The following is a 14,520-nucleotide window of genomic DNA, read 5'->3' as shown; positions in this document are numbered from 1 at the left end:
CGATGACGCCACGATGGCGACATGACAGAGATCACCGGACCCGAGGCCCTCGCCCGCATCAAAGAGCTCGTGGAGGACATCGACTTCACCATGCTCACCACCACCGACCCGGACGGGAACCTCGTCAGCCGGCCGATGTCGACCAGGCAGATGGACGACGACGGTGCCATCTGGTTCTTCACGGCGGAGGACACGGAGAAGGTCGAGGAGGCGCGCCGTCACCACGATGTCGGTCTCGCCTACTGCGACGCCAAGGGCATGCGCTACGTGTCCGTCGCCGGCACCGCCGAGATCGTCCACGATCGCGCGAAGATGGAGGAGCTCTACTCCCCCTCCCTCGACATCTGGTTCGAGGACGGGCTGGACACCCCCGGCATCGCCCTGCTCACGGTGACCCCGGTCGTCGCCGAGTTCTGGGAACCGGCGAAGGGCAAGGTGGCGATGGCCGCCGGGGCGCTCAAGGCACTGGTGACCCGAGACACCCCGGACGACGACATCATGAACCACGGCCGCGTCACCTGCTGAGCGACCGGGGGCGCCGGGTCAGCGTGTGGCGGAGAGCCGCTCCACGGCCTCGGCGACCGAGACCGCCTCGCGCTCGCCCGTGCGACGGTCCCAGAATTCGACCTGGCCGTCGGCGGCACCGCGACCGACGATCACGATCTTCGGGACCCCGACGAGCTCGGCGTCGCCGAACTTGACCCCCGGCGACACCTTCGGACGGTCGTCGTACAGCACGTCGAGCCCAGCGGCCTCGAGCTGAACCGAGAGGTCTTCCGCGACGTCGAAGGCGACCTGGTCGCGACCGGCGGCGACGACCTGCACGTCGAACGGCGCGACCGAGGCCGGCCAGATCAGGCCCTTGTCGTCGTTGTTCAGCTCCGCGATGATCGCCAGGATCCGCGTGACGCCGATGCCGTACGACCCCATGGTGACCGTGACGAGCTTGCCATTCTCGTTGAGGACCTTGAGGCCGAGCGCCTCCGCGTACTTCCGTCCGAGCTGGAAGACATGACCGATCTCCATGCCGCGGGCGAGCTCGACCGGACCGGAGCCGTCGGGCGCCGGGTCGCCGGCACGCACGTTCGCGATCTCCACGATGCCGTCCGCCTCGAAGTCGCGTCCGGCGACGACCGAGTGCGCGTGCTTCTGGTCGATGTTCGCACCGGTGATCCAGCTCGTGCCCTCACTCACGCGGGGGTCGACGAGGTAGCGGATGCCGGTCGCGGACTCCTCGCCCAGCACGGCACCCGTGGGTGACCACGGACCGATGTAGCCCTTCACCAGGAGCGGGTTGTTCTCGAAGTCCTCGGCGGTGGCGGTCTCGACCTCGGCCGGCGCGAAGGCCACCTCTGCGCGCTTCTCGTCCACCTCGCGGTCGCCGGGGATGCCGACGATCACGAGCTCGCGGGTGCCGTCGAGGTGCTTCAGGGCGAGGACGACGTTCTTGAGCGTGTCGGCCGCGGTGTACTCGCCGTCGAGCTCGCGGTTGCAGTGCGCCACGAGCGTCTCGATGGTCGGCGTGTCCGGAGAGTCGAAGATCACGGGGGCGCCGTCGGCGTCGAACGGGACCGGAGCCGGGACGGGCGTGGCGAAGGCCTCGACGTTGGCCGCGTAGCCGCCGGCGCTGCGGACGAACGTGTCCTCGCCCACGGGGGTCGGGTGCAGGAACTCCTCGCTGCGCGAACCACCCATGGCCCCCGCGTCGGCCTGCACGATCGCGTACTCGAGGCCCAGCCGCTGGAAGATGCGCTCGTAGGCGTCCCGCTGCGCCTGGTAGCTCGCGTCCAGCCCCTCGTCGGAGGCGTCGAAGGAGTAGGCGTCCTTCATCGTGAACTCGCGACCGCGGAGGAGCCCGGCGCGCGGCCGGGCCTCGTCGCGGTACTTGTCCTGGATCTGGAAGATCGTCAGCGGCAGGTCCTTGTACGACGAGTACAGGTCCTTCACGAGCAGCGTGAACGCCTCCTCGTGCGTCGGCGCGAGCAGGTAGTCCCCGCCCTTGCGGTCCTGGAGGCGGAACAGCAGATCGCCGTACTCATCCCAGCGCCCGGTGGCCTCGTACGCCTCGCGCGGCATCAGCGCGGGGAAGTGCACCTCCTGCGCACCCGCGGCGGCCATCTCCTCGCGGATGACGGTCTCGATCTTCGCCTTGACGCGCAGGCCGAGCGGCAGCCACGCGAAGATGCCCGCCGCCTGCGGTCGGATGTACCCGGCGCGGATCAGCAGCTTGTGACTGGTGACCTCGGCACCGGCAGGATCTTCGCGGAGCGTACGGAGGAAGAAGTTCGAAAGACGAGTGACCACGGCTCAAGTGTAGTGAGCCGCGGTCACCCGCCTCGTCGCTCAGTTGAGGGCCGGGAGTCCCTGCGGCACGACACCGCCGCCGTAGAGGCTCTCGGCGAGCTCCTGCAGGGCCGTGAGCGCCACTCGCTGCGGCAGCGGGCCATAGGAGATGCGGGCCACGCCGAGCTTCTCGTACTCGGAGGCAGCGAGCGCGCCGGGGATGCCGATCACGCTGACCTTGCGCTCTCCGATGCCCTCGACGAGCTGTCGAGTGACGTTCGCGTCGAGGATGCCGGGGACGAACACCGCAGTGGCACCCGCATCGAGGAACGCACGCCCGCGCTGGATCGCGTCCGCGACGCTCTCCTCCACGGGGCGCGACCCGGCCCGCACGAACGCGTCGGTGCGGGCGTTGAGGGCGAACGGCACGCCCTCGGACTCCGCAGCCTTCACGATGGCCTCGACGACGGCGACCGATTCGTCGAGCGGCTTGAGGCGGTCCTCGACGTTCGCGCCGACGACGCCGGCCGCGATCGCGAGCCGGGTGGTCTCCCCCGCGTCGCCGTAGCCGTCGTCCAGGTCGGCGGTGACGGGAACGGACACGGCCGCCGCGATCCGTCCGACCATGTCGAGCATGACGTCGCGCGGGGTGTCGCCGTCGTCGTAGCCGAACGACGCCGCGATGCCGTGACCGGCGGTGGCGATCGCCTTCGTCTCCGGCAGCGCGGCGACGGCGCGTGCGGAGACGACATCCCACACGTTCACCACGCGGAGGATCTCCGGGGCGTCATAGAGTCCGACGAGGGTCTGGGCCTTGGTAGCAGTGGTCATGTCCCCACGCTAGCGGCCGGTGCGGGCACGCGGGCCGGCTGCAGCGGATCGTCCCGGTGCTCGACCTAGGCTGGCGGCATGCCCCAGCGCCGCTCGCATGTCGCCCCCTCCGCCGCCCAGACCGAGCTCGCCGCGGCGCTCTCCGCGCTGCGGGAGGCCCTGGACACGCCGACCGCGTTTCCCGCCGACGTGCTCGCGGAGGCGGAAGCGGCGTCGGCGACGACCCCGGAGCTCGACCTCACGGACATCCCGTTCGCGACCCTCGACCCGGCGGGCGCCCGTGACCTCGACCAGGCCTTCCACCTCGAGCGCGACGGCGACGGCTATCGGGTGCGGTACGCCATCGCGGACGTGCCCGGGTTCGTCGTACCGGGAGGCGCCGTGGACGCGGAGGCGCGCCGGCGGGGACAGACGCTGTACGCCGCGGACGGCACGATCCCTCTGCATCCGCCGGTGCTGAGCGAGGACCGCGCCTCCCTGCTCCCCGATGTCAACCGTCCCGCTCTCGTGTGGACGTTCACGCTGGATGCCGCGGGCACCGTGACTGACTTCCGGTTGGAGCGCGCCCTCATCCGGTCCCGCGCGCAGCTCGACTACGTCTCCACGCAAGACGCCCTGGACCGGGGCGACGGCGGTCTCGCGGCCCTGCTGCCGGAGATCGGCGCCCTCCGCCTCGAGCAGGAGCGCCTCCGCGGTGGCGCCAGCCTCAACGTCCCGGACGAGGAGGTCGTGCGCACCGACGACGGCTCCTATGCGATCGAGCGCCGCAGCCCGCTGCCCGTCGAGGAGTGGAACGCGCAGCTCTCGCTCATGACCGGGATGGCGGCCGCGGCGCTCATGATCGACGCGGGCGTCGGTATCCTCCGCACGATGCCGGAACCCGACGAGACGGCGTTCGCGGCCTTCCGCCACCAGACGGAGGCGCTCGGGCGCCCGTGGATCACGGGCACCTACGGCGAGTATCTGCGGGGGCTCGACCGCTCCGACCCGATGACCCTTCCCGTGCTGGAAGCCGCCGCGTCGCTGTTCCGCGGAGCCGGGTACCTCGTGTTCGACGGGGAGCCGCCCGCCGACGCCGTGCAGGCCGCGATCGGAGCCCCTTACGCGCACGCGACCGCGCCGCTCCGCCGGCTCGTCGACCGCTGGGTCCTCACCATCTGCCTCGCCGTCTCGACAGGGCAGCCCGTGCCGGAGTGGGTGCGTTCCTCGCTCGGAGACCTCCCCGCGCTCATGCAGGACTCCGGCCGACGGGCGTCGCAGCTGGACGCGGACACCGTGAACCGCGTCGAGGCCGCACTGCTCACTCCCCTGGTGGGACAGACGGTCGAGGCGACGGTCATCGAGCTCCGGGGCGAGCGGGCTGCCGTCCAGATCGCGGAGCCTGCAGTGACGACGACCGCGCCGGTGACCCCCGACACGAGACCCGGGGACGTGGTCTCGCTGCACGTCGTGCGCGTGGACATCGCGACGGGCGAGATCGAGCTCGCTGTCTGACTCCGCCGGATCAGGCGAGGACGCCGGATCAGGCGCTTCCCGGTACGAGAGCCTGTGCCGCCGCGATCGCCTGATCCGGCACAGCGTCAGCCCGAGGGGCGCCGGTCGTCGGCGCCTCCCGGGACGAAGGGTTCGCGGCGCGAGTCGGCGAGGAACTGGAACTCGCAGGTGGTCGGGTGCAGGCGGGGTTCGTGCGCTGACCTCATCGCGGGAACAGGCAGTCACGCGACAACAGGCGACACCGGGCGCTGGCGCCTGTCCTCGCGCGAACGCCTGAGCCGGGCGAGGGCTCAGGAGGCGGGAGTCGCGGTCGTCGTCATCACGAGGAGCTGGGGGTCGGACAGCTCCAGAGCCACCGTGATGGCGGCGAACGCCGCAAGGGAACGGACATGTGTGCCGCCGCAGAGGATCACGGCCTCGCCCTGGGGGAGGTCGCAGTGCCAGCGCCGTCGGTCGACGATGGTCGGCCCGTCCACCTCGATACGGCTCGCGGCAGCCGCGGAGACCCACGCGGCGAGCTGCGCGTTGATGCGCTGCTCGCGGTCCGCCAGCGTGGCCGCGAACGTCTCCGTGTCGAAGCCCGCACGGCGCAGACTCTTACCCAGGCGGTACTCGTCGACCGCACCGTCCTCGTGGATGCGGCTGGACTGGTTCGCGCGTCCCTCGAAGTCCGGATTTCCCAACGCATCGTCCCCCGGGTCCTTGCGCCAGAGGTCGGCGACCGCGAGGTCCAGGGCGAGGGAGGCGAGGTGGCACGCGGTGTGACCGCGGCTGAGGCCGACGCGATGCTCCTCGTCGACCGAGAGCACCACGCGAGCCCCCTCTGCGAGCCACGCCGGCGCCGCGCCCTCCAGCCGGTGAGCGACCAGCCACGTCCACCCCTCGGTCCCGCGCTTGACAGGAATCTCGCTGCCCACTGCGAACTCGCCGTCGTCCGATACCGCAGCCATGAGCGCCTCGGTCACGCGGACGGATCCGCCCTCGCCGGAGATCGCGCCGGTGTCGCCTGGCTGATCGGGCCAGGTGTGATCGACGGGGTGGAACGGGGTGGCGTCGACGACGATCACCGTCCCGTCCGCGTCGTCCGCCACGCGGGTCACGACGGCGTCTCCGCGGAGGGTGCCGTCCGGGAAGGTGACGATCGTGGGCGTGGTCATGGGTCTCCTCGGAAAGGGGCGGCGGAGCCGACGGGGCACCGGGTGTCAGTGGGACGGCGGGATCGTGAAGCTGACGAGCCGGTCGCCGTCGACGACGAAGATCCCCTCGGACTCGCCGTTGAAGACGCGACTGCGCCAGCCGAAGCGGATGCGCGTCGTGTCGCCGTCCGTGGCGGCCGAGAGCACGTCCATCCGCGCCCCGGCGCCGATCGCATCGCTGTCCGCCCAGCCGCGCACGCCGTCGGCACCGGTCTTCACGGTGCCCCAATCGTTCACGAAGCCGTCCGGCGTGAACGCGGCGACGAAGGCCTCGGTGTCTCCGGCGTTGATCGCGTCGATCATGGCCTGGACCGGTGCGGGCAGGAGGAAGTCGGGCATGGCGCTCCTCGGCTCAGGCGGTGACGACCTGGGCGGTGCCGAGCGGAGCGTCCGGTCCCATCTCGGCGGCGATGCGGTTCGCCTCCTCGATGAGGGTGGCGACGATGTCGGCCTCCGGGACGGTCTTGATGACCTCGCCCTTGACGAAGATCTGGCCCTTGCCGTTGCCGGATGCGACACCGAGGTCGGCCTCGCGTGCCTCACCCGGGCCGTTCACGACGCAGCCCATGACCGCGACGCGCAGCGGCACCGTCATCTCCTTGAGCCCCTCGGTGACGTCTTCCGCGAGCGTGTACACGTCGACCTGAGCCCGACCGCACGAGGGGCACGAGACGATCTCGAGCTTGCGCTCTCGGAGGTTGAGGGACTGGAGGATCTGGTGACCGACCTTGACCTCCTCGGCCGGCGGGGCGGACAGTGACACGCGGATGGTGTCGCCGATGCCCTCTCCCAGCAGGATGCCGAAGGCGGTCGCGCTCTTGATCGTGCCCTGGAAGGCCGGGCCTGCCTCGGTCACGCCGAGGTGCAACGGCCAGTCGCCCCGCTCGGCGAGCTGACGGTAGGCCTTGACCATGACGACCGGGTCGTTGTGCTTGACCGAGATCTTGAAGTCGTGGAAGTCGTGTTCCTCGAACAGCGACGCCTCCCAGACCGCGCTCTCGACGAGGGCCTCCGGCGTGGCCTTGCCGTACTTCTCGAGCAGGCGACGGTCGAGCGATCCGGCGTTCACGCCAATGCGGAGCGAGACGCCCGCGTCCTTGGCGGCCTTGGCGATCTCGCCGACCTGGTCGTCGAACTTGCGGATGTTCCCCGGGTTGACGCGCACGGCCGCGCACCCGGCGTCGATCGCCTGGAAGACGTACTTCGGCTGGAAATGGATGTCGGCGATGACCGGGATCTGGCTCTTCTTCGCGATGATGTGCAGCACATCGGCGTCGTCCTGCGAGGGAACGGCGACGCGCACGATCTCGCAGCCCGAGGCGGTGAGCTCCGCGATCTGCTGCAGCGTCCCGTTGATGTCGGTCGTCTTCGTCGTCGTCATCGACTGCACGCTGACGGGCGCATCGCCGCCGACGAGCACCTTGCCCACCTTGATCTGGCGGGACTTGCGACGCGGGGCGAGGACTTCGGGGACCTTCGGCATCCCAAGATTCACTGCTGGCACGATCCCAGCCTACGCCGCCAGGATGCAGAAGGGCTGGATGCGGGCGCTTACGCTGAGGGCATGGCGGTCATCCTCCTCACTGGCTTCGATCCGTTCGACGGCGCGGCCCGCAATCCTTCGACGGAGGCTGTGGAGACGGTCGCCACCGGATACGACGGCCCTCACGACCTGGTCGTCGCGACGCTGCCGGTGTCGTTCGCCCGATCGGCCGCGCTCCTGCGGGAGCGGATCGCCCAGCACTCCCCCGACGCGGTCGTGTGCACGGGTCTCGCCGGCGGAAGCGATCGGATCGCGGTCGAGCGGGTCGGGCTGAACCTGATCGACGCGCGGATCCCCGACAACGACGGCGCGCAGCCGGTGGACCAGCGCAGCGATCCGGACGGTCCGGCCGCCCGATTCGCCACCCTCCCCGTGAAGCGCCTCGTGCGCCTGCTCGCCGATGCGGGTCTCCCCGCACGCCTCTCGCTCTCCGCGGGCTCGTACGTGTGCAACCACGTGCTGTACACGGCGCTCTCCGCCGTTCCCGCGCCCGTGCCCGCCGGCTTCGTTCATCTGCCCTGGTCCCGCAGCACCGCGCCGGCTGGCGCTCCGCACCTGGACGACGAGGAGATCGCGCGCGGCGTGCGTCTGCTCGTGGATCACTGCCTCGACGACGAAGAAGCGGGAACCGGCGGCTCTCTCTGGTGACGTCACGCCGCCCGGCCGGCAGGGCGGGGTGTGGTAGTTTCGCCCCAATGATCGCGCACATCACCTGGTGGCCCGCCTCCTAGGCGGTGTGTTCGCGTTCCCTCGAATCCAGACCGCCTCCGGGGCGGTCTTTTCGTTGCGCCGAGCCGGAGCCCTCGCACAGGAGACATCGATGACCCTCTCTCGCCTCGACGAGCTCAGCGCCGATCCCACCGCGTCCTTCGTGCTGATCGCCCGGGACGGCACGGACACCGTGGAGCTGCTCACCGGCGACGTGACCGACGTCGAGCTGCTCGCCGACATCCCGCTGACCGTCGACGGAGAGCCGCGGGAGGTGTTCGCGCTCGTCCCGTATCGACAGGTCCGCGAGCGCGGCTTCGTGGCTCAGGACGACGGCGCCCCGCTGCGCTGCCTCGTCGTGGCGGAGCACCTCCACCTGCCGACCGCCGCCGTGCTCGACGCGCTCCCCTCGTCCCCGGTCCCCCTGCGTGACGAGGGCTTCGACATCGCGGACGAGGAGTACGCCGCGATCGTGGAGACGGTGATCGCCGACGAGATCGGCCGCGGCGAGGGCGCGAACTTCGTCATCCGCCGCGACTTCACCGCGACCGTCGACACCGATGAGCGCACCGCGGCGCTCACCTGGTTCCGAGCGCTCCTCGCCCACGAGCGCGGCGCGTATTGGACGTTCGCGGTCGTCACCCCCGGTCATATCGCGGTCGGCGCGAGCCCCGAGGCGCACGTCGTGGCCCGCGGTGGCATCGTCACCATGAATCCCATCTCGGGCACGTTCCGGCATCCGGCGGGCGGCGCGACCAAGGAGACGCTCACCGACTTCCTCACGTCGACCAAGGAGACCGAGGAGCTGTTCATGGTCGTCGACGAGGAGCTCAAGATGATGAGCGCCGTCTGCGCCGACGGCGGACGCATCACGGGCCCGCATCTCAAGGAGATGTCGCGGCTGACGCACACCGAGTACATGCTGCGCGGCCGGAGCGGGCTGGACCCGCGGGACATCCTCCGCGAGACGATGTTCGCCCCGACCGTCACCGGCTCCCCCATGCAGAACGCCTGCGCCGTGATCCGGCGGCACGAGCGCAAGCCTCGGGGCTACTACTCCGGGGTGGCCGCGCTGTTCACCCCCAACGGCGACGGCGGGCACGACCTCGACGCGCCCATCCTCATCCGCACCGTGTACCTGCACGACGGCGAGCTGAGCGTGCCCGTCGGCGCGACCCTCGTCCGACACTCGGATCCGCACGGCGAGGTCTCCGAGACCCACGGCAAGGCCGCGGGCGTGCTCGGCGCCATCGGCGCGATCGACCGGGATCGTGTGGCCGAGGCGCGGAGCGACGCCGACGCCCCCGGTGAGCCCCGGCGTCTCGCGGACGACCCGGACGTCGCCGCGCTGCTCTCCTCGCGCAACGCCCGCCTCGCCGAGTTCTGGCTGAACCCGCAGGGCGAGGACTTCACCGGTCCGTTCTCCGGCCGCTCCGCCCTCGTCGTCGACGCCGAGGACCGCTTCACGACGATGCTCGCGCACCAGCTGCGGCACCTCGGGCTCGACGTGAGGATCGCCTCCTGGGACGCGGTGGACGACGAGGCGGTCGAGACGGCCGATCTCGTCGTCGCCGGCCCCGGCCCCGGCGACCCCCGAGACGGCGCGAGCCCGCGCATCGCCCGGATGCGCGAGGTCGTGGCGGCCCGCCTGCAGGCGCATTCGCCGTTGCTCGCGGTCTGCCTGAGCCACCAGATCCTGGCGGACCGGATGGGGATCGCGTTGACGCCTCTCGACGCTCCGCACCAAGGGCTGCAGAAGGCCGTGCCGGTGTTCGGCGAGGACGCCTCGATCGGTTTCTACAACACCTTCACTGCGCGGGTCGACCCCGGAATGACCACGGTGGGCACGGCCGAGGTCTCCGCCGATCCGGTGACCGGGGACGTCTACGCGCTTCGCGGCGACGGCTTCGCATCGGTGCAGGGCCACCTCGAATCGATCCTGTCCCGCGACGGCATCCGCACGCTGGAGCGTCTGGCCGCGCACGCCCTGGCCTGAGGCCGGGCTTCCGACCGCTCAGCCCAGGAGCTTGACCGGGTTGAACAGGTCGGCCACGAGTAGGAGCGCGCCCATCGCGATCAGCAGCGTCGCGACGACGACGGTCAGCGGCACGAGCTTGGTGGCGTCGACCGGCGCCGGCGGCGGCCGCCGGAAGAGCTTCGCCCACGCCCGCTTGACCCCCTCCCACAGCGCGACGACGATGTGCCCGCCGTCGAGCGGCAGCAGCGGGATGAGGTTGAAGACGAAGAGCGCGACGTTGAGCGAGCCGAGAAGGCCGAGCAGCACGGCGAACCGGTTGAGCACCGGAGCATCCGTCGCGGCCACCTCGCCCGCGAGACGCCCGACGCCGACGACGCTCAGCGGTCCGTTCGGATCGCGTTCCCCTCCCGTCACGAGCGAGACCCCGACGTCCCACAGCCGCACCGGCAGCGTGACGATCAGCGAGCCGACCCGGGCGACGGTGTCCGCCGCCAGCTGGGGTCCGGCGGTCAGCGGCTGCTGTACGTAGCCCATCTGCGCGATCATCCCCGCGTAGCCGACCTCCTTCACGACGGGATCGCCGTCGTCGTCGAGCACCGGCTGCCCGCTCGCATCCGTGAGGGTGCGCTCCGCGGCGATGGGCGTGAGGGTCAGCGTCCGCTCGGAGCCGTCCCGGCGCACGACGAGGGCGAGGGGATCGCCCGGTGAGGCCTGGACGATGGCGGTGGCCTCGGCGAAGGTCGACACCGGCTTCCCGTCGATCGACACGAGGACGTCGCCGGGCTGCACATCGGCCGCAGCGGCCGGAGACTCCGGATCATCGGCCCCGCACTCGGTCGCCGTCGACGACGCGGGAACCACGCACTCGTTCACCGCCGCGACCGTCGTGGTGCCCTGCTGCACACCGATCCCGCTGACGAGGACGGTGAAGATGACCACGGCCAGCAGGAGATTCATGAGCGGCCCGCCGAGCATCACGATCACGCGCTTCCACACCGGCAGCTTGTAGAAGACCCGGTCCTCCGCGCCTTCCGCGATCGTCTCGTCGTTGGCTGAGCGCGCGTCCTGGATGAGCGTGCGGAACGCCCCGGATGCCGGCCCGCTGTCCTTCGATGACGGATACATGCCCGACATCGAGATGAAGCCGCCGAGGGGCAGCAGCTTGAAACCGTACTCCGTCTCGCCGATCCGCTTCGACCACAGGCGCGGCCCGAAGCCGATCATGTACTGGCCGACACGCACGCCGAAGAGCTTCGCGGGGACGAGGTGGCCGACCTCGTGCAGACCGATCGAGAGGCCGAGGCCGATCAGCATGAACACGATGCCGCCCAGATAGAGCAGGAATTCCACAGGCCAACGCTACTGCCCGCCGCCTAGGAATCCGCCCGGCTCGCGCAGCGTCGCTAGGCTGGCACGATGACGTCCCGGCAGCTGCGCTTCCTCCGCGCCGCCGCCGTGTCCGCGATCGCCACGCTCCTCGCGGCCGTCTCCCACACGCTCGCCGGCGGCGCCGCCCCGCACCCGCTGCTCATCGCCACCGTCGCCGCGCTCTTCGTGCCCCTCTCCGCCGCCGTGGTCGGCGAGCGGTCGTCGCGCGCGCGGGTCGCGGTGGCCGTGATCCTGGCGCAGGGCGCGTTCCACCTGCTCTTCCAGCTTCTGGGCGCCCCCACCGCCGGAGACGCCCCCGGCCTCGGCGCCCACTCCCACCACCTCGACCTGAGCGCACTCGGCTCGCTGTCACCGGCCCCAGGGCCGGGAGCGCTGATGCTGTCGGCCCACCTCGTCGCCGCCCTGCCGACGACGCTGCTGCTGTGGCATGGCGAGAGCGTGCTGCGCACGATCGCCCGCTGGTTCCAGGCCGCCCTCCGACGCACGGCGACGCCCGCCTCCACGCCTCCGGCACCCCCGCGTCCGCTGCGCTCCGCCCTCCTCCCTCCGCTCGACGTCGCGACGACCGCCGTGGTCTCGCGACGCGGTCCTCCGCTGCTCGTCGGCGGCTGAGCCGTCCCTTGATCCGGCCGTCGCCGTTCGACGGCCCTTCCTTCCGGGCTGCGCTGTTCCGGCGCGCCCGCACACGAGCATCTGGAGACCCCATGTCGAACACCACCATCCGTCCCCGTCGTCCGCGCCGCACCCTTCTCGGAGCCACCGGCATCGTCGGCGGACTGGCCCTCGCCCTCGCCGTCCCCGCGATGGCCGGGGCGCACGTCAGCGTCAGCCCCGACGAGCTCGCCGCGGGCGACCACGGCGTGCTGACCTTCTCGTTCTCGCACGGCTGCGGCACCTCGCCCACCACGGCCCTGCGCATCACCATGCCGGACGGCCTCGCCTCGGTCGCCCCGACGCTCGACGGCGACTGGACCATCCAGGTCGAGCGCGGCGACGACGGTCTCGTGAGCGCCGTCACGTACACCGCCCTCACCCCTGTGCCGACCGACCTGCGCGGCGCCGTGAGCATGTCGGTGGGCCTGGACGAGGACACGCCCGAGACGCTCGCCTTCCCGGTGGTCCAGCAGTGCGTGGACGGCGCGACCGAGTGGACGCAGCTCGCCGAGAAGGGTGAGGACGCGCACGACCTCGACTCCCCCGCGCCTGTCGTGACGGTCACCGACGGCACCGCGGACGGTCACGGCACGAGCGCCGCGCCGCAGCCCGCGACTGCTGATGACGGCGACGACGCGCTGGGCATCGCCCTGGGCGCCGGCGGCCTCCTCGCTGGCGTCGCGGCGCTCGTGGTCGCGGTGCTGGCGTTCCGCCGCCGCGCCTGACCCTCAGTCCGCCGCGCCCGGCTCCGGCGCGCGGCGGACCGACCCGCCCGAGCCGACACCGCCGTCGTGAGAACATGGAGACGACATGTCGATGGAACAACAGCCGACCCTGCCCCCCGTGCTCCGCCCGGCGAACCCGCCCCGGCGCGAGCTGTCCGAACTCGCCTCCCTGTTCGCCCGCTCCGTGCGTGGCGACGTGGAGGGCGTCGCTCTCAGTGGCATCACCCTCGCCACGGCGGACCTGCGTCCCGGCGAGGCGTTCGTCGCGATCCGCGGCGTGAACCGCCACGGCGCGGAGTTCGCGAAGACCGCCGCCGAGAAGGGAGCGGTCGCGGTGATCACGGACCAGGCGGGTGCCGACATCGCCGCGGACGCCGGCCTCCCGATCCTCATCGTCGACGATCCCCGCGGCGTGCTCGGCGCGCTGAGCGCCTGGGTGTACGGCACGGGCGCGGAGGACCCGCTCCCCCTCCTGTTCGCGACCACCGGGACGAACGGCAAGACGAGCGTCTCGCATCTCCTCGAGGGCATCCTCGACCAGATGGGCGTCGTCACCGGGCTCTCCTCCACCGCCGAACGACACATCGCGGGTGAGGTCATCGTCTCGCGGCTCACCACCCCCGAGGCCTCCGAGATGCACGCCCTCCTCGCGCTCATGCGCGAGCGCGAGGTCGAAGCGGTCGCGGTCGAGGTCAGCGCCCAGGCCCTGTCCCGGCACCGCGTCGACGGCATCCGATTCGACGTCGCGGGGTTCACCAACCTCAGCCACGACCACCTCGACGACTACGCCGACATGGAGGAGTACTTCGAGGCGAAGCTGCCTCTCTTCCGCCCCGACCGTGCCGTGCGCGGCGTCGTCTGCCTCGACTCCTCCTCCGGCGCCCTGGTCGTCGCACGCTCCGAGATCCCCGTCGTCACCGTCGGGACACCCTCCATCGCGGCCGACGCCGATGCTGCGGCGCAGGCCGACTGGGTGGTCGTCATCGACGACGAGCGGACGACCGGCACGACGTTCACGATGACGGGACCGGCCGGCACGCTCACCACGACCGTCCCGGTGATCGGTCCGCACATGGCGGCGAACGCGGCGCTCGCGATCGTCATGCTGCTCGAAGGCGGCTATGCCTGGGATCGCATCGTCGAAGCCCTGCAGCGCGACGGTGGCATCCACGCCTATCTGCCAGGGCGCACGCAGCTCGTCTCGGGCGCGCGGGGGCCGGCCGTCTTCGTCGACTTCGGCCACTCGCCTGATGCTTTCGAGAAGACCCTGGCGGCCGTGCGACGGGTGACTCCCGGCAAGGTGCTCATGCTCTTCGGGGCCGACGGGGACCGCGACGCCAGCAAGCGCTTCGACATGGCCCGCACCGCGGTGGAAGGCAGCGACATCCTCGTCGTGACCGATCACCACCCGCGGTTCGAGGACCCGGCGTCGATCCGCGCGACGCTCGTCGAGGGCGCCCGTCGCGCCCGGCCTGGCGCCGAGATCCACGAGTACTCCCCGCCGGAGGCCGCGATCGTCGCCGCCGTCGGACTCGTCGGCGACGGCGACGCGATCCTCTGGGCCGGCCCCGGCCACCAGGACTACCGCGACATCCGCGGAGTGCGGACGCCGTACTCCGCCCGCGAGCTCTCCCGGCGTGCGTTGAAGGCCGCCGGCTGGCCGGTGCCGGAGCCGCGCTGGCCCGTGCCGTACCCGGACGAGGACTGAGCCCGCGCCGC

13 protein-coding genes are annotated in these 14,520 nt (G+C 71.4%); 7 read left to right on the top strand and 6 right to left on the bottom strand.

Annotated features, from left to right (window positions below; all coding sequences use genetic code 11):
• The first annotated feature begins 21 nt into the window (after positions 1–21).
• Positions 22–525 (top strand): pyridoxamine 5'-phosphate oxidase family protein, encoded by a 504-nt coding sequence (locus C6C15_RS06815; RefSeq protein ID WP_105949629.1) that lies wholly within the window; start codon positions 22–24, stop codon positions 523–525.
• An 18-nt stretch (positions 526–543) separates the two neighbouring features.
• Here the strand turns inward: C6C15_RS06815 and C6C15_RS06810 are convergent, their stop codons facing one another.
• Both C6C15_RS06810 and C6C15_RS06805 read right to left on the bottom strand, forming a co-directional pair.
• Positions 544–2,304: a proline--tRNA ligase gene (locus C6C15_RS06810; RefSeq protein WP_105949628.1), complete on the bottom strand. Its 1,761-nt coding sequence runs from the start codon at positions 2,302–2,304 to the stop codon at positions 544–546.
• 39 nt (positions 2,305–2,343) lie between these two features.
• Positions 2,344–3,114 (bottom strand): isocitrate lyase/PEP mutase family protein, encoded by a 771-nt coding sequence (locus C6C15_RS06805; RefSeq protein WP_105949627.1) that lies wholly within the window; start codon positions 3,112–3,114, stop codon positions 2,344–2,346.
• A gap of 78 nt (positions 3,115–3,192) precedes the next feature.
• On the opposite strand from C6C15_RS06805, the gene C6C15_RS06800 reads away from it, so the two are divergent.
• On the top strand, positions 3,193–4,608 hold the full coding sequence (locus tag C6C15_RS06800) for an RNB domain-containing ribonuclease (RefSeq protein ID WP_105949626.1): 1,416 nt from the start codon (positions 3,193–3,195) through the stop codon (positions 4,606–4,608).
• Between the two features lie 290 nt (positions 4,609–4,898).
• Here the strand turns inward: C6C15_RS06800 and C6C15_RS06795 are convergent, their stop codons facing one another.
• From C6C15_RS06795 to ispG, 3 genes are read right to left on the bottom strand one after another with little or no spacing between them, the layout of a single operon-like run.
• A complete protein-coding gene (locus C6C15_RS06795) occupies positions 4,899–5,765 on the bottom strand; it encodes a hypothetical protein (protein WP_060922116.1) in 867 nt (288 codons plus the stop codon).
• Between the two features lie 45 nt (positions 5,766–5,810).
• Positions 5,811–6,143, bottom strand: coding sequence for a nuclear transport factor 2 family protein (locus C6C15_RS06790; RefSeq protein ID WP_105949625.1), 333 nt, complete (start codon positions 6,141–6,143; stop codon positions 5,811–5,813).
• 13 nt (positions 6,144–6,156) lie between these two features.
• Positions 6,157–7,287: a flavodoxin-dependent (E)-4-hydroxy-3-methylbut-2-enyl-diphosphate synthase gene (ispG, locus tag C6C15_RS06785; protein ID WP_025103167.1), complete on the bottom strand. Its 1,131-nt coding sequence runs from the start codon at positions 7,285–7,287 to the stop codon at positions 6,157–6,159.
• Between the two features lie 81 nt (positions 7,288–7,368).
• On the opposite strand from ispG, the gene C6C15_RS06780 reads away from it, so the two are divergent.
• Both C6C15_RS06780 and C6C15_RS06775 read left to right on the top strand, forming a co-directional pair.
• On the top strand, positions 7,369–7,995 hold the full coding sequence (locus C6C15_RS06780; RefSeq protein ID WP_060922114.1) for a pyroglutamyl-peptidase I family protein: 627 nt from the start codon (positions 7,369–7,371) through the stop codon (positions 7,993–7,995).
• A 172-nt stretch (positions 7,996–8,167) separates the two neighbouring features.
• A complete protein-coding gene (locus C6C15_RS06775) occupies positions 8,168–10,051 on the top strand; it encodes a chorismate-binding protein (protein WP_105949624.1) in 1,884 nt (627 codons plus the stop codon).
• A gap of 18 nt (positions 10,052–10,069) precedes the next feature.
• Here the strand turns inward: C6C15_RS06775 and C6C15_RS06770 are convergent, their stop codons facing one another.
• On the bottom strand, positions 10,070–11,383 hold the full coding sequence (locus C6C15_RS06770; RefSeq protein ID WP_105949623.1) for a M50 family metallopeptidase: 1,314 nt from the start codon (positions 11,381–11,383) through the stop codon (positions 10,070–10,072).
• A gap of 66 nt (positions 11,384–11,449) precedes the next feature.
• Here C6C15_RS06770 and C6C15_RS06765 point away from each other — a divergent pair, with 66 nt between their 5' ends.
• The 3 genes from C6C15_RS06765 to C6C15_RS06755 all read left to right on the top strand — a co-directional run bounded on the left by C6C15_RS06765 (position 11,450) and on the right by C6C15_RS06755 (position 14,509).
• Positions 11,450–12,034: a hypothetical protein gene (locus C6C15_RS06765; protein ID WP_105949622.1), complete on the top strand. Its 585-nt coding sequence runs from the start codon at positions 11,450–11,452 to the stop codon at positions 12,032–12,034.
• Between the two features lie 92 nt (positions 12,035–12,126).
• Positions 12,127–12,801, top strand: coding sequence for a YcnI family copper-binding membrane protein (locus C6C15_RS06760; RefSeq protein WP_105949621.1), 675 nt, complete (start codon positions 12,127–12,129; stop codon positions 12,799–12,801).
• Positions 12,802–12,892: 91 nt separating this feature from the next.
• Positions 12,893–14,509: a Mur ligase family protein gene (locus tag C6C15_RS06755; RefSeq protein ID WP_186326327.1), complete on the top strand. Its 1,617-nt coding sequence runs from the start codon at positions 12,893–12,895 to the stop codon at positions 14,507–14,509.
• The last annotated feature ends 11 nt before the right edge of the window (positions 14,510–14,520 follow it).

It is taken from the genome of Microbacterium sp. str. 'China' (assembly GCF_002993305.1).
In the GTDB taxonomy this organism is placed as follows: Bacteria; Actinomycetota; Actinomycetes; order Actinomycetales; family Microbacteriaceae; genus Microbacterium; species Microbacterium paraoxydans.
The sequence above is the reverse complement of the archived record's forward strand: the minus strand, read 5'-3'. Positions and strand labels throughout refer to the sequence as shown.

Bases quoted from the DNA above. Each gene is read 5' to 3' on its own strand.
- C6C15_RS06795 (WP_060922116.1), bottom strand. From the start codon at position 5,765: ATGACCACGCCCACGATCGTCACCTTCCCGGACGGCACCCTCCGCGGA.
- C6C15_RS06755 (WP_186326327.1), top strand. From the start codon at position 12,893: ATGGAACAACAGCCGACCCTGCCCCCCGTGCTCCGCCCGGCGAACCCG.
- C6C15_RS06780 (WP_060922114.1), top strand. From the start codon at position 7,369: ATGGCGGTCATCCTCCTCACTGGCTTCGATCCGTTCGACGGCGCGGCC.
- C6C15_RS06760 (WP_105949621.1), top strand. From the start codon at position 12,127: ATGTCGAACACCACCATCCGTCCCCGTCGTCCGCGCCGCACCCTTCTC.
- C6C15_RS06790 (WP_105949625.1), bottom strand. From the start codon at position 6,143: ATGCCCGACTTCCTCCTGCCCGCACCGGTCCAGGCCATGATCGACGCG.
- C6C15_RS06775 (WP_105949624.1), top strand. From the start codon at position 8,168: ATGACCCTCTCTCGCCTCGACGAGCTCAGCGCCGATCCCACCGCGTCC.
- ispG (WP_025103167.1), bottom strand. From the start codon at position 7,287: ATGCCGAAGGTCCCCGAAGTCCTCGCCCCGCGTCGCAAGTCCCGCCAG.
- C6C15_RS06800 (WP_105949626.1), top strand. From the start codon at position 3,193: ATGCCCCAGCGCCGCTCGCATGTCGCCCCCTCCGCCGCCCAGACCGAG.
- C6C15_RS06765 (WP_105949622.1), top strand. From the start codon at position 11,450: ATGACGTCCCGGCAGCTGCGCTTCCTCCGCGCCGCCGCCGTGTCCGCG.
- C6C15_RS06805 (WP_105949627.1), bottom strand. From the start codon at position 3,114: ATGACCACTGCTACCAAGGCCCAGACCCTCGTCGGACTCTATGACGCC.
- C6C15_RS06815 (WP_105949629.1), top strand. From the start codon at position 22: ATGACAGAGATCACCGGACCCGAGGCCCTCGCCCGCATCAAAGAGCTC.